Genomic DNA, 17,312 nt, shown 5'->3' on the forward strand with positions numbered 1-17,312 from the left:
CTCTGTTTATTTCTCGCTGTGAGTCTTGAGCCATTCCAGTCTGCGCTGGTCGGGAAGATGCTTTACCTGAAAATCAGAAAACTTAGCCTTGAAGCCTTCGCCATCTGGGCATGCTGTTGCAAGTCCCACTTGAACAGGGGTGTTGTCCTGCATCCAGCAGTTGCGCATCATGGTGTAGGTCTTGTCATCGAAAGAATAGAAAATTTCGATGGCATCCAGGCGGCGTACTGCCTTAATCCACACATAATCAACGGGCTTGTCGAGGGTTATTACACTCCAGTCGCTGGTGTGATGAGTCACAACGGTGCTCAGGTTGTATTTGCCATCCACGTATTCAATGCCCGCCTTGAGCCAATTCTCCTTATCAATGCGTATCATCATTCCTGCTTGGTCGAAGCGCACTTTGTATTCTCCCGAAATCTTCACCTTTGCCTCAAACTCACCGCCATAAGTGGCGTAGTAGAATGGTGCATCATCTACGGTGAAGCCATAGTGGGAGATTCGCCAGTAGTCACAATGACCAGGCACATCCATTGTTAATGTCTTGCCCTTTATTTCATAACTTACTGGTTCATTAAACCAATTCATCTTCTCCAAACTCTGTGCTGCCGATGTCATAGCCATTGCTGCAAACAGCGAAATAGTCAATAATTTCTTCATGTTATTTCGTTCTTTAATCTATTTAGTTTATTTGTTCTTTACTCTTTTTAACTGCAAAGTTAAAAGATTCATCTGATAATCAAAAATAACTAGTAGAAAAAATGTGCCGAATGGTTATTTATCAGCATGGGATTATGCCCTTATTGGATGTTTGAATGGATGTAATCCAGAATCTGCTCAGCATGAATCTTGGTCTTGATCTCCTTTGGAGTGAAAATCTTCTCAATGACGCCTTCTTCGTTGACGAGATAAGTGGTGCGGAGGATGCCGATGGTCTTTCTGCCGCAGGTTACCTTTTCGCCCCAGCAGCCGAGTTCCTGCAAAAGGGTGGTCTCTGTATCGGCAATAAGAGGGAACTGCAGGCCCTTGGCTTCTGCAAACTTCTTCTGCAGCGCCTGCTTGTCCTTGCTCACGCCGATAATCTCGTAACCGGCTGCTGCCAGTTCCTCCTTATGAGCCTGCAGAGAGCAGGCCTCGGCAGTGCATCCGCTGGTGTTAGCCTTCGGATAACTGTAGAGTACTATCTTGCGACCACGATAGTCGCTTGCCTTGATCTCACGTCCGTCCTGGTCAATGCCAAGAATCTCTGGTATTCTATCTCCTACATTCATAATTTTATATTCTATATTTATTTATATATGTCTTATTGAAATGCAAAGATAATAAAAATAATGCGAACCGATGTGATTCTTATGATTTTTAACACTATTGATGACAGAACTAACGGTTATCGGTGGAAGGAAAACGTAAAAGGCAAAAGCAATCAGGGTTTGAATGCTTTTGCCTTTTTGCGACTTGTTATATTACTTCTTGAATCCGAAAATCTTGTTGAAGATTTTCTTTACCACGTTTTCTTTCTTCTGTGGATTTACCACAGGCTCATACTTGCGTGAACCCTGCTTGTCGCCCTTTTTCTGAGCTGGGGCTGGTTTCTGCTGAGGAGCTGCCCCCGGTTTCTGTGGAGCTGCATTCTGCTTCTGCTGGTTGTTTGGATTCTGCTTCTTCTGAGCTACGCCTCTGCCACGACCGTTGCTTCCTGGGCGTACATTGTTTTCTGTACCAGGGCGCTGCTGAGGGTTTGCATTCTCAGCATTGTTACCGTTGTTGCCATTGTTACCATTGCGGCGTTTGTTGTTGCGACGCTTGTTGTTTGGATTGTCGTTGCTTCTTGTCTGTTCGCCTTCCTGGTTTTGTGGATATGGCTTGTTCTGCTGAGGCTTCTTGTTGCCCTGCTTCTGCTGTCCGTTCTGAGCGTCCTTCTTCTGCTGTCCGTTCTGACCGTTCTGCTGAGCCTCACCGTTCTGTCCCTTTCCTTCCTTAGGAGCTTTCTCCTGTCGGTTGTTAGGGTTGTTTGGCTTATGCTTATGAGCAGTCTGCTCGCGGTCTTTCTGGCGTCTGTTTTTAGCTTTGGTCTTTTCGCCGTTCTCATTTCCGCCACGTCCATTGCCCTTGCGTCCGTTTCCGCCCTTGCCTCCACGTCCGCCTTTCTTGCTAGGCTTGTTCAGCTTGATATATTCAGGCCCCTCGCCGCATCCCTCAGGAAGCGGCATCTTCTCTACCACCTTCTCCAGGAACTTCTCAATCTGCTGGAACCAGAACATGTCCTCTTCGTTGACGAAGGTGATGGCTCTACCGTCGCGGTTGGCACGTGCTGTACGACCGATGCGGTGAACGTAATCTTCGGTATCGTGAGGCACGTCATAATTGATAACCATCTCGATGTCGTCGATGTCGATACCACGAGCCACGATGTCGGTAGCCACGAGCACGTCATACTGACCGCTCTTGAACTTGAACATCACATCATCACGCTCAGCCTGCTCCAGGTCTGAGTGCATGGCGCCGCAGTTGATACCGGTCTGCTGGAGGGCAGCAGCCAGCTGCTTCACCTTCATCTTGCTGCCGCTGAATATGATGACACGCTTCATGTCGCCAGCCTTGAAGATATCCTTGATGATGGTCATCTTCTGGGTTTCGTAACATACGTAAGCCTCCTGCTTGATTTTCTCTGCAGGCTTGCTCACTGCGAGCTTGATCTCTACCGGATCCTTGAGCAGTGACTTTGCCAATTCCTCAATCTTCTCTGGCATGGTAGCCGAGAACATGATGGTCTGGCAAGTCTTAGGCAGCTTGGCAGCGATGGTATTGATATCCTCTGAGAAACCCATGTCGAGCATGCGGTCGGCCTCGTCGAGGATGAAGAAGCTTACCTTGCTGAGGTCTACGTTGCCCAGCGAGATGTGGGTGATGAGACGTCCTGGTGTAGCGATGACTACATCGGCACCCATGCGGAGACTCTTCAGCTCCTGATCGTAGCGGTTGCCGTCGTTTCCACCGTATACAGCCACGCTGCTCACGTCCTGCAGATAATAGCCGAAGCCCTGCATCGCCTGGTCAATCTGCTGTGCGAGCTCACGGGTAGGCGACATGATGACGCAGTTGATGGCATCCTTAGGATAGCCACCATCATCCAGCTTGCTCAATACCGGCAGCAGATAGGCTGCTGTCTTTCCGGTTCCGGTCTGGGCTACGCCGAGCACATCATGACCTTCCAATATCTCTGGTATACATTTTTCCTGTACTGGGGTGCATGTGTCGAATCGCATATCGTATAATGCGTCGAGCACGTTATCGTTTAAATCTAATTCGTCGAAATACATTTTCTTTCTTTTTTCAATGTTTATTATCTCGGTGCCTTGCGGTAGCAGAAGTATGCCACGAAGGCGTAAATGATGTTAGGCAACCATGCCGCCAGCATCGGCGGGAAGTTTGCCTGGATGGCGAAGGTGGCGCAGACGGTCTGCAGCATGATATAGCCGAAGCTCAAAGCCAGACCCAGTCCCAGAGCCTTACCCATGCCGCCCTTGCGCTTGCGTGAGGAGAGCGACACGCCGATGATGGTGAGGATGAATGAGGCGAAGGAGGAGGCGATGCGCTTATGATACTCCACCTTGTACTGTACCACATTGCCCGAACCGCGGTTGATCTGCTTGGAGATGTAATCCTTCAGCTCCGGACTGGTAAAGGTTTCCTGCTGTCCCTTGGAGTAGACCAGGTCGGTTGGCTCCATGGTGATGAGCGTATCTTTATTCATTCCGCTCGTAATCTTCTCTTTCATGCCATGCAGTCGGCGTACCTTCCAGTTGGTAAGTTTCCAGTGGTATTTGGAGTCGCTGATGGTATCATACTGTATTTCTGATGCCGTCAGGTGGCTCACCAGTTTCTTTTCCTGGAACTTGTCTAGACAGAATCCGTAGCCCCTCTTCAAGTTGTTGTCGTAATGCTGGATGTAGGCTATCACGCCTCGGTCCACCTGCAGCTGTACGTTTTCGGCAGAGGTATTCTTCTTCTTGTTCTTGTACATCGTCTCAAAGTTCTGTCGGATGACCGTGCCGTGCGGAATCACATAGGCAGAGAGCGTGTAGGAGAGTGCCGAGAGGAACATGCAGGTAATCATGTACGGGCGAAGCAGGCGCTTGAACGATACTCCCGATGCCAGCATGGCGATGATCTCGGAATTGCCTGCCAGCTTGGAGGTGAACATGATGACCGCTACGAACACGAACAGCGCACTGAAGAGGTTGGCGAAGTATGGCACGAAGTTGGCATAGTAATCGAAGATGATAGCTCGTGCCGGTGCATGATACTCGGTAAACTTCGACAGGTTGTCGTTGAAGTCGAACACGATGGCAATGGTGATGATGAGCGCTATCGAGAAGAAGTAGTAGCCTACGAACTTCTTGATGATATACCAGTCCAATCGTTTGATGTATCTCAGTGGGTTGAGATACTTGAGCACCTTGAGGAATCGCAGTTTATGCCCAATCCATCGCATGACCTTTCCCATCCAGCTCAGTTTTCTGCCCAGCCATCTGAGGGCAGCGGTGAGCCATCCGAATCTTCGAGCCATGGTTCTGCCGAACTTTAATCTTCTGCGATGTTTTCTGATGTATTTAAAATCTTTCATAAATCAGTATTTTCCGGGAGCAGGAGCCGTCGGGGGCTCCATGCTCCTGAGACTTCTTACTCCTAACTTCAGTAATTTAAATTCTTCTGCCGAGCTGGTCGATGACAGATTGCTTCCACTGTACGAAGTCGCCCTGCTCTATATGCTGGCGTGCATCGGTAACGAGTCGCAGATAGAACGAGAGGTTGTGGATGCTGGCTATTTGCATCGCCAGGAGTTCCTGTGCCTTGAAGAGGTGGTGCAGGTATGCCTTGCTGGTAATCTGGTCGATTTCGCATCCGTCCGGATCCACTGGGCTGAAGTCCATCTCCCATTTTTTGTTGCGCATGTTCATGGTGCCGTTGTAGGTGAAGAGCATCGCGTTTCTTCCGTTGCGGGTTGGCATCACGCAGTCGAACATGTCTACGCCTCGCTCGATGGCTTCCAGGATGTTCTGAGGGGTACCCACGCCCATCAGGTAACGTGGCTTGTCCTTTGGCAGGATTTCGTTCACCACTTCTATCATCTCATACATCACCTCGGTAGGCTCGCCTACAGCCAGACCTCCGATGGCGTTGCCGTCTGCTCCCTTGTCTGCGATAAACTTGGCTGCCTCGCGGCGGAGCTCCGGGAAGGTGCAGCCCTGTACGATAGGGAAGAGGCTCTGCTGGTAGCCGTAGAGCGGTTCGGTCTCGTTGAAGCGCTTCAGGCAGCGGTCCAGCCAGTGCTGGGTCAGTTCAAGACTCTTCTTGGCATACTGGAAGTCGCTCTGTCCCGGAGGGCATTCGTCGAAAGCCATCATGATGTCGGCACCGATGATGCGCTCCGTATCCATCACGTTTTCCGGTGTGAAGAAGTGCTTGCTTCCGTCGATGTGTGAGCGGAATTCGCAACCTTCCTCCTTCAGCTTGCGGATGCCCGTGAGCGAGAATACCTGGAAGCCGCCGCTGTCGGTGAGGATAGGGCGGTCCCAGCCGTTAAACTTGTGCAGTCCGCCTGCAGCCTTGATTACTTCAAGTCCCGGACGCAGATAGAGGTGATAGGTATTGCCCAGGATGATCTGAGCCTTCACCTGCTTTTTGAGTTCCTCGAAGTGTACACCTTTCACGCTGCCCACCGTTCCTACTGGCATGAAGATAGGAGTCTTGATCTGTCCGTGGTCGGTGGTGATGATGCCGGTGCGTGCATCGCTAGCCTTATCTGTTACTTGTAATTCAAATTTCATTTTTAATTCTTTTTGTCATTTTCTGGAATGGTGAAGTCGATAGGGTGCTTTACCTTTTCATCGGTGAGGGCAAATTCCCATACGTCGGCCACGTCTTCTACATAGTGGAAGGATACGCCCTTGAGATATTTTGCCGGAATCTCTTCGATGTCCTTGCGGTTGTCCTTGCAGATTACGATGTCGGTGATGCCGGCGCGCTTGGCTGCAAGTATCTTCTCCTTGATGCCGCCTACTGGCAGAACCTTTCCGCGCAGGGTGATTTCGCCCGTCATGGCTGTGTTCTTACGAACCTTGCGCTGGGTGATGGCCGAGGCGATGCTGGTGGCGATGGTAATACCTGCCGACGGACCGTCTTTCGGAGTGGCTCCTTCCGGTACGTGGATGTGGAGATTCCAGTTCTCGAAGATGCGGTAGTCTGCGCCCAGCAGGTCGATGTGCGACTTGATGTATTCCAGGGCGATGACTGCCGACTCCTTCATCACGTCGCCCAGATTGCCGGTAAGGGTCAGCTTGCCTGCCTTGCCACGGCTCAATGAGGTCTCGATGAAGAGAATCTCGCCGCCCACAGAGGTCCACGCCAGTCCGGTTACCACTCCGGCATAGTCGTTGCCCTGATAGATGTCGCGGTTGAATGGGGGATTGCCCAGGAGTTCCTTCACCTCGTCCATGCCGATGGTAGGATGCTCCAGCTTGCCGTCACATGCCATCTTGTATGCCACCTTTCTCAGGCACTTGTTGATCTGCTTCTTCAGCTGTCTTACTCCGCTTTCGCGTGTATAGTGCTCGATGATGCATTCCAGGGCAGCCTTGTTGAAGCTGATTTTCTCCTCCTGCTTGTCAAGGCCGTTGTTCTCCAGTTCCGTAGGTACCAGGTGGCGCTTGGCTATTTCTATCTTTTCCTCGGTAATGTATCCGCCCACTTCTATCAGCTCCATACGGTCGAGCAATGGGCGTGGAATACTTCCCAGGTCATTGGCTGTTGCGATGAAGAGAACCTTCGAGAGGTCGTAGTCGGCATCCAGATAGTTGTCGTGGAAGGCGTTGTTCTGTTCCGGGTCCAGCACTTCGAGCAGAGCCGATGCCGGGTCTCCCTGGAAGTTATTCTTGCCCACCTTGTCTATCTCGTCGAGGATGAAGACAGGGTTGCTGCTGCCAGCCTTCTGGATGTTCTTGATGATGCGTCCTGGCATGGCTCCGATATAGGTGCGGCGATGACCGCGTATTTCTGCCTCGTCGTGCAGACCGCCCAATGACATGCGCACGTATTTGCGCTTCATGGCGTCGGCGATGCTCTTGCCGAGACTGGTCTTTCCAACTCCCGGAGGACCGTAGAGGCAGAGTATCGGACTCTTCTGTCCGCCGTTCAGTGCTCTTACAGCCAGGTATTCCAGGATGCGCTCCTTCACCTTTTCCATGCCGTAGTGGTCACGGTTCAGTATTCTCTTGGCGCGCGACAGACTCAGGTCGTCCTCGGTATATTCATTCCAAGGCAGGTCTACCATGGTCTGCAGGAAGCTTATCTGTATGGAGTAGTCTGGACTTTGCGGATGGATGGTGTCCAGCTTGGCAAGTTCCTTCTTGAATATCTTCTGAGTGGCCTCGTTCCAGTTCTTTCCTTTGGCTTTCTCTATGATTTCCTTTCTCTCCGGTCTTCCGTCTCCATCTCCCAGTTCCTTTCTGATGTTTCTTATCTGCTGTTTCAGGAAGTATTCCTTCTGTTCCTCGTCCAGGTCATAGCGGGTCTTCATGCTGATTTCGTTCTGCAGGTGGAGCAGTTTCGATTCCTTGTGCAAAGCCCTGAGGGCTTCCAGCAGACGGTCGTTCAGTGTGTCCTGTTCCAGCATCTTCATCTTGTCTTCGATGCTGAAAGGGATGGCGCTGCAGATGAAGTTTCCCTGGATGGTGCTATGCGACATCTCGTTGATGGCATAAGCCAGGTCGGTAGGGATATTATCGTTGGCGTTGATATAGCTGATGGTTTCCTTCAGGAGTGTCTGGTGGATGGTTGGGAAATCGGTATCGTTTTCCGCTGGCCATATTTCCGGCAGACTGGTTACGCTGGCGCTATAGTATGGAGTGGTTTTCTCGATTTTCTCCAGGTGACATCTGCTCAGGCACTGGATGATGATGGTCTGGTTGCCCGAACCGTCAGGCATGTTGATTACCTTTACGAGTTTGGCGAAGACACCGGTATCATAAAGGTCGGCTTCCTTTGGATGGTCTTCATCCTTGTTCTTCTGGCAGAAGACGCAGAAGATGGTATTTGGCTTGTTAGCCAGTTTTTCTGCCAGATTCTTGCTGGCAGCTCTCCCCACGACGATAGGGATGAGCACAGTAGGAAAGGCAACGAGCTCTCTGGTGCAGAGCATCGGATAGATTCCTGCCGGATTTTCTGTGAGCAATGAGCTTGGATCGCCCTCGAAATCGGCAAACATTTGTATCTGAGTTTCGTTTCTTTTCATTTCTTTTATCGAATTCTTATTTTTAAGGTGCAAAGTTACTCATTTTTTTGCGAATTCGTGTAGAAGTATAGATTATTTAATAAATAAAAGCCGATTTATCTCCGTTATGAGTGACAAAAGACAGTCTTTTTCCCGATATTTTACAATATATGGCACTGTTGCACGTTATTATCTCTGAAATGGATAGTTTTGGAAAATAAAAAATAACGAGAGAAGATTTATGGCTGGATTTACATTTAAACAGTTTGAAATACAGCAGGATCGCTGTGCGATGAAGGTGGGCACCGACGGGGTGCTGCTGGGTGCATGGGCTGAGGGTGGACAACGTATACTCGACATTGGGTCGGGTACGGGACTTATCTCGCTCATGATGGCGCAGCGTTTCCCTGAGGCTCAGGTTTGGGGAATAGATATTGATCCGGATGCCTGCATGCAGGCTAGGGAGAATGTGGCAGCCAGTCCTTTTGCCGACCGGGTAGGGATAGCGTGCTGCGCCTTGCAGGATCTTTCTGAAGAACATCTGTTGAGGGGACAGGATGAAAGGATGGAAATGGGGAATGGCAAGGTGATGAAGGAGGATGAGAAAATGATGGAAAAGTCGGAAGCGGCTAGGGCTGACGGAATGCTTTTCGATGCGATAGTAAGCAATCCGCCTTTCTTTGTGAATGGGTTAAAAAATCCTGACAGTAAGCGCGCGATGGCTCGGCATTCTGACAGTCTGCCGTTTCCGGTTCTGATGAAGGGTGTCAGGCGATGGCTTTCCGAAGAGGGCGTGTTCTCTGCGATAGTGCCAGCCGATGTGCTGGAGTCTTTTGTTTCAGAAGCCTATTGCTCAGGACTTTCAATTGTCCGACAGTGTGGTGTGAAGACGGTGGAGCGCAAGCAGCCCAAGCGCTATCTTGTTGCCTTCTCCAAGCGTCGTGCGGGCATGATGGATAAGTGCACGGAAATCATGACGGATTCTGAAGGAAACCGCTCTGAATGGTATGCGAAAATTACGGAAGAATTTTATCTGGAATAGTGATTATTTAGTAGTGATTAATTATTAGTGAGTAGTGATTGTTTAGTAGTGATTAGTGGGTAATTGCACAGGGATGATGTCAACCCGCAGGCAAATTAATCACTACTCACTACTCTTTAATCACAATATCAAAGGTTCAGTTTCCTTTGCACCATTTTGCTGATGGCTTCCACCTTCTTGCTCTGTCGCTGGATGTCCTTTTGGATATCGTCGCGCACGGCATTCAGGTCGTTGAAGAACTCGGCAATGCCATTCTGTATCATGTTTGGCTTGCGTACGCTCTTGTCAGCAAACGGGTTAACTACCATCTTGATGCCTTTTTCTTCAAGATGAACATCTATTTCGGCTCCCGTCATAACCGGATCGCCGTCATAGTGTATCACGCCAGGCTGGCTTCTCGTGATATGCAACTTCTTACAACGGAACGATTTGATTTTCGAGTTTTTGTCGAGTGTCTTGTTGAACATGTCGAAACTGACCTGCGGAGCCTCAATCACATCGAACGGCTCCATGATGACAACGTCTATCAGTCCGTCGCTCATCGAAGCCTGTGGGGCAATATAGGCATTGTTGCCATATTGCGATGCGTTGGCGCAGGAAATCAGGAACGCCTTGTATTGCTTGGTTCCCGTCTCGTCTTCCAGCGTATACGTCTCCGGCTCATACTTCAGTCCTTCTCTCAGTATGTTTTCAGCATAGCTGATAGGTCCCCGTTTTCCACTCTCTGCAAACTTCATGCTGACGAAGGCGTCGAAGCCCATGCCGCAGGTGCAGAAGAATGGATGACCGTTGATGACGCCATAGTCGAGGTCGTGAATCTTGCCTGCGTTGATTACCTCGATGCTCTTCTTCAGGTTCATCGGCAGGAGAAGATGGCGTGCCAGTCCGTTGCCCGAACCGCAAGGCAGAATGCCAAGGGCCGTGTCCGAATGAACCAGCGAACGGGCTACTTCGTTGACGGTCCCATCACCGCCTACTGCCACTACGATGTCAGCGTGATTGTTCTTAGCCTCTGTAGCCAGTTCCGATGCATGTCCTGCTCTTTCAGTCAATTTTATCTCGTACTCAAAAAGCTCTTTGTCCAAAGTTGAATCTATCAGATTCGGAATGCCAGCCTTGCTGGCTGTTCCCGAAATGGGATTCATGATGAATATTATCTTTTTCTTCATTTTTGTGTCAAGAGTTTAGTGATTTTGTACTGCAAAAGTAATAAAAATACCTAAAATGGCAAGATTTATCATTAAAAAAAACGCTAAAAATAAACTTTCTTAGGAAAATAGCGGATTTATTAGTCTTTTTTTGTATCTTTGCACCCTGAAATGTAGAAAAATAAAAAATCGAAAATAAAGTACACCTATTAATAATGGGACAATTACAAGAAAGATACAAGAATTATCGTGAACCACAGAAGTATATGGCTGCCGGTGTGTATCCATATTTCCGTGAAATCACAAGTAAGCAGATGACCGAGGTTACCGATATAGACGGTCACAAGATTTTGATGTTCGGTTCTAATGCTTATCAGGGTTTAACCAACGATCAGCGCGTTATCGATGCAGCTAAGGCTGCGCTCGACAAGTACGGTTCTGGCTGTGCAGGAAGCCGCTTCCTCAATGGTACCCTCGATTTACATGTGCAGCTCGAGAAAGAGCTCGCTGAGTTTATGGGTAAGGATGAGACATTGTGCTTCTCTACTGGTTTCTCTGTGAACCAGGGTGTGTTGGCATGTGTGGTAGGTCGTAACGACTATATCATCTGTGATGATCGCGACCACGCTTCCATCGTAGACGGTCGCCGTCTCTCTTTCGCTACCCAGCTTCACTACAAGCACAACGATATGGAAGATCTGGAGCGTGTGCTCTCTAAGCTTCCTGAGGATGCTATCAAGCTCATCGTTGTGGATGGCGTGTTCTCTATGGAGGGCGATTTGGCTAACTTGCCTGAGATCGTAAAGCTCAAGCATAAGTACAACTGCTCTATCATGGTAGACGAGGCTCATGGCCTTGGCGTATTCGGCAAGCAGGGACGTGGCGTTTGCGACCACTTCGGTCTGACCGATGAGGTAGACCTCATCATGGGTACCTTCTCAAAGAGCTTGGCATCTATCGGCGGTTTCATCGCATCAGACAAGGATACCATCAACTTCCTCCGTCACAACTGCCGTACCTACATCTTCAGTGCATCCAACACTCCTGCAGCTACAGCAGCAGCGCTTGAGGCACTCCACATCATTCAGAATGAGCCAGAGCGTTTCGAGAATCTCTGGGATGTTACCCACTATGCATTGAAGCGTTTCCGTGAGGAAGGTTTCGAGATTGGTGAGACAGAGAGTCCTATCATTCCTCTTTACGTACGCGATGCAGAGAAGACCTTCGTGGTTACCAAGATGGCGTATGATGCAGGTGTGTTCATCAACCCTGTTATCCCTCCAGCATGTGCTCCTCAGGATACATTGGTACGTTTTGCCCTCATGGCTACTCACACAAGAGACCAGGTTGAGCAGGCTGTCCAGATTTTGAAGAAGATTTTCGTAGAAGAGGGAATCATCAAGTAGTATGTATTGAGCAATCATATATATTATATATAATAAGGTATATAGGGCGATTTCGGTATGAAGTTGCCCTATATTCGTATATAAAGGCAGGCGAACAGAGGGAAAAGAATCTTTTTTAGAAAAAAGTTATTCAAAAATTTGGTGAAACAAAAAAAATGTTGTACCTTTGCAGCCGCAAATCAGAAATGATACTTGCCCTAAATGATAAGAGGTTATCATAGAGAAAAAGACGGGGTGTAGCGCAGCCCGGTAGCGCTCCTGTTTTGGGAACAGGTGGTCGCAGGTTCGAATCCTGTCGCCCCGACATTTCTCTCAGATAGTCCTTGGGTAGGTTTAGAAGCGGGGTGTAGCGCAGCCCGGTAGCGCTCCTGTTTTGGGAACAGGTGGTCGCAGGTTCGAATCCTGTCGCCCCGACTTCAAATCATTGCTTCTGGTTATCGCTTCTATTGTTAGCGGGGTGTAGCGCAGCCCGGTAGCGCTCCTGTTTTGGGAACAGGTGGTCGCAGGTTCGAATCCTGTCGCCCCGACTTCGAGAAAGCTAAGAAGAGTCAAATCTTCTTAGCTTTCTTGGCATATATAGGTTTTGGTTTAATAGTTTTAGAGTTATGATTATTACGATTGCGCGCCAATGTGGATGTGGCGCTGTTCATGTGGGCAAGTTGCTGGCTGAACATTATGGCATCCCTTTCTATACCCGTAAGACTTTGATGGATATGGCACGGGAGCATGGGGTGCTTGATGAGATGGAGTCGTTCTTTGATGAGCGTCCGGTAGACGAGCTGCTCTTTGCCATGTCTTCCCTGGGTGAGCCTCAGAAGGCGCTCACCGAAAAGCCGATTCAGGTATTGACGGATATGATTGGGCAGGAGAACTGCATCATCATCGGCCGTTGCGGCAATTATATCTTCCGCGACCGCAAGGATCTCGTTTCGGTGTTCCTGAAGGGCAATCTTGAGGAGCGCATTGCGAATATCCGCCATGAGGAAGGTCTGGGAAGACTGGAGGCTGAGGAGTTCGTGGAGCATGCGGATGACTGCCGCATCGCCTATCATAAGTATTATACCGGGCTTACCTGGGGCAATGCCGATGACTATGACATCTGCCTCGATACCGTGCGCCTGGGGGCAGAAAAGACTGCCAGCATCATTGAACAGTATATAGGGTTGTTGTAAAAGAGAGGTTTGCTTTTGGGCTTCCTGCTGGCCTTTCCTGGGGAGGGAATCCGATGGAATCGGATTCAACGGTGGCTCAGGGGGGCATGGGTAATCATAAAGCTCAAAGCTCAAAGCTCAAAGTTCAAGGTTCAAAGCTCAAAGTTCAAGGTTCAAAGTTCAAAGTAAAAAGTAATTCAGGATGAAGTTTTTAATTCAATTTTTGATAATCATAGCGTTCTCTTTTGCGGGAGAACTGCTCCATTTCCTGCTGCCGTTGCCGATTCCTGCCAGTATCTATGGCATCATCTTGCTTTTCGGGGCACTGGAGCTGAAATGGATTAAGGTGAAGGATATTCGTGAGACGAGCAGCTTTCTGATTGCCGTCATGCCGGTGATGTTTATCCCTGCTGCCGTGGGGCTCATCGATTCCTGGCAGGCGATAGGCAATTCGTGGCTGCAGTATATCATTGTGACGGTGGTGAGCACCTTCATCGTGATGGGTGTTTCGGGATGGATTACCCAGATGGTAATCCGCAAGAACCGGATGAAGGCGCAGCAGGAGAAGACTGCTGAAAGCCTTGCAAGTGTAGAAGTTTCAGAAAACAAGACAGAAAAGGAGGCAAAGAAATGATGATGAGTTCTATTTCGCTTTTCCAGGATTCCGTGTTCTTCGGAGTTCTGATTAGTCTGGCATCATACGGTATCGGTATGCTGCTGAAGATGAAGACGGGGTGGTCGCTGATGAATCCCCTTCTCATTGCTATCGTGTTGGTAATCTGCGTGTTGCTCCTTACGGGTGTAGACTACAAGACCTATTCTGCCGGTGCCAATATGATCAGCTATCTGCTTACTCCAGCCACCATCTGTCTGGCTGTTCCTCTGTATCAGCAGGTAGAATTGCTCAAGAAGAACTATCGGGCTGTGGTGGCAGGCATCGTGTCGGGTGTCCTTGCCAGTTTGTGCTCCGTATTGCTGCTTGCCCTGCTTTTCCATTTCGACCATGCCTCTTACGTCACCTTCCTGCCTAAGAGCATCACTACGGCGATAGGTATCGGCGTGTCTGAGGAGTTGGGCGGCCATGTGGCTGTGTCAGTGGTAGTTATCATCGTTACGGGTGTGCTGGGCAATATCTTTGCCGAGAAGTTCCTGAAGCTGTTGCGCATCCAGGAACCGATAGCCAAGGGTATCGCCATCGGCTGTTCTGCCCATGCCCTGGGTACTGCCAAGGCGATGGAGATGGGTACCATCGAGGGTGCCATGAGCAGTCTGAGCATCGTGGTCTGCGGTGTGATGACGGTTGTGGGTGCCTCTATCTTTGCCCTGTTCATGTAGAATCAGATACAATAATATTTCCCTTTTTCCGTTTTTATAGATATGAAACGGAAAAAGGGATTTTTGTATATAATGGGTGTGGGGATGGCGATGAGCGCCCTGCTTACCAGTTGTGCCGACGATGAGAGTTTCTCAACGTCGAGGGGAGATGTGCTGTCGTTTTCGGTAGATACGCTGAAGATGGACACCACCTTCTCGAATGTGCCTACGCCTACCCGAAGCTTCTGGGTTTACAACCGTACGGGCAAGGGGCTGCGCTGCCAGTCGGTGCGTCTGGAAAATGGTAACCAGAAAGGCTACCGGGTGAATGTTGACGGATCTTATCTGGGCAGCGAAGCGGGATTCCAGACGCAGAATGTGGAGATCAGGAAGGGTGACAGCATACGCGTGTTTGTAGAGCTGACTACGGCGATGCAGAACAGCGAAAAGCCGCAGCTGGTGAGCGATAACCTGGTGTTTGCGCTGGAAAGCGGCGTGGAGCAGAAGGTGAATCTGAGGGCGTTTTCATGGGATGCAATGATACTCAATTCGCTTGAGGTGAAGGAAGACAAGCTTCTGGAGAGCACGTTGCCGGTTGTGGTTTATGGCGGCATCAGGGTTGATTCGGCGGCTACGCTGACCATAGCTCCGGGCACCCAACTCTATTTCCACGAGAATGCAGGCTTGCAGGTGTTCGGTTCGCTGAAGATTGAGGGCGAGAAGGACAGGGAAGTGGTGATGCGGGGCGACCGACTGGACCACATGTTCGATTATCTGCCTTATGACCGCACGCCGGGACAATGGCAGGGCATCAGACTGATGTCTTCGGCTCATGACTGTAGGATTTCGTTTGCTGATATTCATAGTGCCTACAATGCTGTGATGATAGAACCGGGCGATGCTACGAAGCAGAAGCTGCTCATCGAGAATGCTACGGTTCATAACAGTCAGGGCTACGGAGTGAGGGTTGATTCTGCCAAGGTGCAGATTTATAACTCGCAGATAACCAACTGCCTGAAACATCCGCTCTATGTAGAGGGTGGAGATGTTGAGGTAAACGGCTGCACCATTGCCCAGTTCTATCCGTTTGATGGTCGTCGCGAGTCGGCCATCGGTTTTGCCTCTCCGTTGCCTCGTTTCGAGGTGAGAAATTCGCTCGTAACGGGTTATCATGATGATGAGGTGGTTTGGGAGGCTCCGAAAGAGGAGGATGCCTTCAATTTCCTCTTCGACCATTGCGTGTTGCGCACGGAGAAGATGCAGGGGGACGACAGTCTGAAGTTTACCAATGTCATTTATGAGGATGTGAAGGATACCACGATGTATGGCGAGAAGCATTTCGTGCTGTTCAATACCGATAATCTGAAGTATGATTTCCGTCTTCGCAAGGAGTCGGCAGCGATAGGAAAGGCTGATGCAGCCACCTCATTGCCTGTAGACAGGAATGGATTGAGAAGAAAGGAGACGCCTGATGCCGGCTGCTATGAGTCGGAGTATGATGATGGGGAGGAGGAGTAGATGAAGTTTAGGATATTGGTTGGCAGTCTGCTTGTCTGGGGAAGTTTGCCGGGTTGGGCAGTGCCGGGTATTGGAGCTTTGGCCCTTTCTGGGGGTAGGAGCTTTTGTGCCTTCAGCCCGTCCTTGAACCGCTCGGAAACGGCAGCGGAAAGCGCTTCCTTTCAAGAGAAGAAGGGTGATAGGAAGGCGGATGCCGAGCAGCTGGCGAGGGCATTGGATTACTTCGCTTCCGAGAAGTTTCATGAGTGCCTGGTGTTGCTCCAGCCGCTCAACAGGCGTTACAAGTTGAATCCCCGCTACCGGGCTTATCTGGCGGTGTGCCTGTATTATGAGTGGGAGTATGCCGAAGCCATCCGGCTCTTTGATGAGGTGCTTCCGCAGTTGCAGGGTTTGGCTCCCCATGAGCTTTCGCTCTATTACTGGATGGATGCGGAGAGTTATTTTGCGCTCCAGCAATATGACCGTGCCTTGCCGCTCTACGGGAAGATGCTGCCTATTTGTTGGGATAATGAGAAGCCTGATGCCTATTATCGCCTGGGCTTCTGCCATCTCTTCGCAGCAGAAAGTCCGGGGGCTTCTTCTTCAGAAAAGGTTTCGGGTTCATCGGAAAGTTCGGGGTCTTCAGAAAAGGTTTCGGGTTCATCGGAAAGTTCGGGGTCTTCAGAAAAGGTTTCGGGTTCATCGGAAAGTTCGGGTTCATCGGCAGAAGAAAGGAAGAAGGCGAAGGAATGCTTCGAGCTTTCCCTGGAAGGGTATTTGAAGTATAGGAACACTCCCAATGAAAAGGCAAGAATCGCCCAGATTCGCCACATGTTAGGAGGTTTGAAATAAGACAAATCGCCCCGATTCGCCACACGCCCTGAACCAACGGTCATCGACCGTTGGTTCAGGGCGCATGGGGCAATAACCTTTATTCCTTCATGTTCGCATCCACGAAAGAGAAGGGGAGGAGGTCCTTGATGCTGTGGAAGCAGAAGATGCCATTCTCGCCATAGAGCAGGATGCGGACGGGCTTCTGATAGCGGTCCTCCATCTCCAATATCACCTGGCGGCAGGCACCGCAGGGCGAAATAGGCGACTTGAGGAAACCGTTCTCATTGCGGGCAGCTATCGCCAGGGTGGTAATCGCCAGCTCAGGATAATAGCTCTGCGCACCAAAGATAGCACTGCGCTCGGCACATAGTCCCGATGGGAATGCCGCATTCTCCTGATTGGCACCTATCACCATCTTGCCGTCTGCAAGAAGACAGGCTGCACCTACGTAGAAATGACTGTAGTTGGCATAGGCATGATTCGTAGCGTCCATCGCCTTCTTCACCAACTCCTGCTCTGTTTCGCCCAACTCCGAGAGCTCAGCTATCTGGTATTGGATCTTTAATTCTTTCTCTTTCATAAGTTTCTCTTTTATAGGTTTTTATTCCGATTCTCTTTCTACAAAAAGCAGAATCTGCTCATCTGCTT

At 49.8% G+C, this 17,312-nt stretch carries 15 protein-coding genes and 3 tRNA genes; 10 read left to right on the top strand and 8 right to left on the bottom strand.

Features of this window, described 5'->3' with window-relative positions; all coding sequences use genetic code 11:
- Positions 1 to 6: 6 nt before the first annotated feature.
- From ACQRBJ_RS13225 to lon, 6 genes are all read right to left on the bottom strand, one after another.
- On the bottom strand, positions 7 to 660 hold the full coding sequence (locus ACQRBJ_RS13225) for a DUF1349 domain-containing protein (RefSeq protein ID WP_006847447.1): 654 nt from the start codon (positions 658 to 660) through the stop codon (positions 7 to 9).
- A 140-nt stretch (positions 661 to 800) separates the two neighbouring features.
- Positions 801 to 1,271 carry a peroxiredoxin gene (locus tag ACQRBJ_RS13230; protein ID WP_445303888.1) on the bottom strand — a complete coding sequence of 157 codons (471 nt, stop codon included), beginning with the start codon at positions 1,269 to 1,271 and terminating at the stop codon, positions 801 to 803.
- A gap of 192 nt (positions 1,272 to 1,463) precedes the next feature.
- Complete coding sequence (locus ACQRBJ_RS13235; RefSeq protein ID WP_445303889.1) at positions 1,464 to 3,320, bottom strand: DEAD/DEAH box helicase; 1,857 nt, start codon at positions 3,318 to 3,320, stop codon at positions 1,464 to 1,466.
- Between the two features lie 23 nt (positions 3,321 to 3,343).
- A complete protein-coding gene (locus tag ACQRBJ_RS13240; protein ID WP_441933526.1) occupies positions 3,344 to 4,495 on the bottom strand; it encodes an LptF/LptG family permease in 1,152 nt (383 codons plus the stop codon).
- A 208-nt stretch (positions 4,496 to 4,703) separates the two neighbouring features.
- Complete coding sequence (tgt, locus tag ACQRBJ_RS13245; protein ID WP_445303890.1) at positions 4,704 to 5,831, bottom strand: tRNA guanosine(34) transglycosylase Tgt; 1,128 nt, start codon at positions 5,829 to 5,831, stop codon at positions 4,704 to 4,706.
- Between the two features lie 2 nt (positions 5,832 to 5,833).
- Positions 5,834 to 8,293 carry an endopeptidase La gene (gene lon / locus ACQRBJ_RS13250; RefSeq protein WP_294969815.1) on the bottom strand — a complete coding sequence of 820 codons (2,460 nt, stop codon included), beginning with the start codon at positions 8,291 to 8,293 and terminating at the stop codon, positions 5,834 to 5,836.
- Positions 8,294 to 8,513: 220 nt separating this feature from the next.
- Here lon and ACQRBJ_RS13255 point away from each other — a divergent pair, with 220 nt between their 5' ends.
- Positions 8,514 to 9,314, top strand: a complete 801-nt coding sequence (locus ACQRBJ_RS13255) for a tRNA1(Val) (adenine(37)-N6)-methyltransferase (RefSeq protein ID WP_445303891.1) — start codon at positions 8,514 to 8,516, stop codon at positions 9,312 to 9,314.
- A gap of 128 nt (positions 9,315 to 9,442) precedes the next feature.
- Here ACQRBJ_RS13255 and ACQRBJ_RS13260 read toward each other — a convergent pair whose 3' ends face one another.
- A complete protein-coding gene (locus tag ACQRBJ_RS13260; RefSeq protein WP_294969810.1) occupies positions 9,443 to 10,483 on the bottom strand; it encodes a YegS/Rv2252/BmrU family lipid kinase in 1,041 nt (346 codons plus the stop codon).
- Positions 10,484 to 10,677: 194 nt separating this feature from the next.
- Between ACQRBJ_RS13260 and spt the strand changes: the two genes are divergently transcribed.
- The 9 genes from spt (at position 10,678) to ACQRBJ_RS13305 (ending at position 16,682) form a co-directional block, all read left to right on the top strand.
- Positions 10,678 to 11,868: a serine palmitoyltransferase gene (gene spt, locus ACQRBJ_RS13265; protein WP_294969807.1), complete on the top strand. Its 1,191-nt coding sequence runs from the start codon at positions 10,678 to 10,680 to the stop codon at positions 11,866 to 11,868.
- Between the two features lie 230 nt (positions 11,869 to 12,098).
- Positions 12,099 to 12,172, top strand: a tRNA-Pro gene (locus ACQRBJ_RS13270).
- Between the two features lie 36 nt (positions 12,173 to 12,208).
- Positions 12,209 to 12,282, top strand: a tRNA-Pro gene (locus ACQRBJ_RS13275).
- A 39-nt stretch (positions 12,283 to 12,321) separates the two neighbouring features.
- Positions 12,322 to 12,395, top strand: a tRNA-Pro gene (locus ACQRBJ_RS13280).
- 78 nt (positions 12,396 to 12,473) lie between these two features.
- Positions 12,474 to 13,040 (top strand): cytidylate kinase-like family protein, encoded by a 567-nt coding sequence (locus ACQRBJ_RS13285; RefSeq protein ID WP_153122311.1) that lies wholly within the window; start codon positions 12,474 to 12,476, stop codon positions 13,038 to 13,040.
- A 181-nt stretch (positions 13,041 to 13,221) separates the two neighbouring features.
- Positions 13,222 to 13,653, top strand: coding sequence for a CidA/LrgA family protein (locus tag ACQRBJ_RS13290; RefSeq protein WP_294969804.1), 432 nt, complete (start codon positions 13,222 to 13,224; stop codon positions 13,651 to 13,653).
- Positions 13,653 to 14,354 (top strand): LrgB family protein, encoded by a 702-nt coding sequence (locus ACQRBJ_RS13295; RefSeq protein ID WP_256621031.1) that lies wholly within the window; start codon positions 13,653 to 13,655, stop codon positions 14,352 to 14,354. Before ACQRBJ_RS13290 ends, ACQRBJ_RS13295 begins: the two co-directional genes overlap by 1 nt.
- Positions 14,355 to 14,396: 42 nt before the next feature.
- Positions 14,397 to 15,851 (top strand): right-handed parallel beta-helix repeat-containing protein, encoded by a 1,455-nt coding sequence (locus ACQRBJ_RS13300; protein ID WP_445303892.1) that lies wholly within the window; start codon positions 14,397 to 14,399, stop codon positions 15,849 to 15,851.
- Complete coding sequence (locus tag ACQRBJ_RS13305; RefSeq protein ID WP_445303893.1) at positions 15,852 to 16,682, top strand: tetratricopeptide repeat protein; 831 nt, start codon at positions 15,852 to 15,854, stop codon at positions 16,680 to 16,682. It abuts the gene before it with no gap.
- Positions 16,683 to 16,761: 79 nt separating this feature from the next.
- On the opposite strand, the gene ACQRBJ_RS13310 is transcribed toward ACQRBJ_RS13305, so the two are convergent.
- On the bottom strand, positions 16,762 to 17,244 hold the full coding sequence (locus ACQRBJ_RS13310) for a cytidine deaminase (protein WP_294969797.1): 483 nt from the start codon (positions 17,242 to 17,244) through the stop codon (positions 16,762 to 16,764).
- Positions 17,245 to 17,312 lie beyond the last annotated feature (68 nt).

The organism is Prevotella sp. SGI.167, assembly GCF_050313615.1.
Classification (GTDB): Bacteria; Bacteroidota; Bacteroidia; order Bacteroidales; family Bacteroidaceae; genus Prevotella.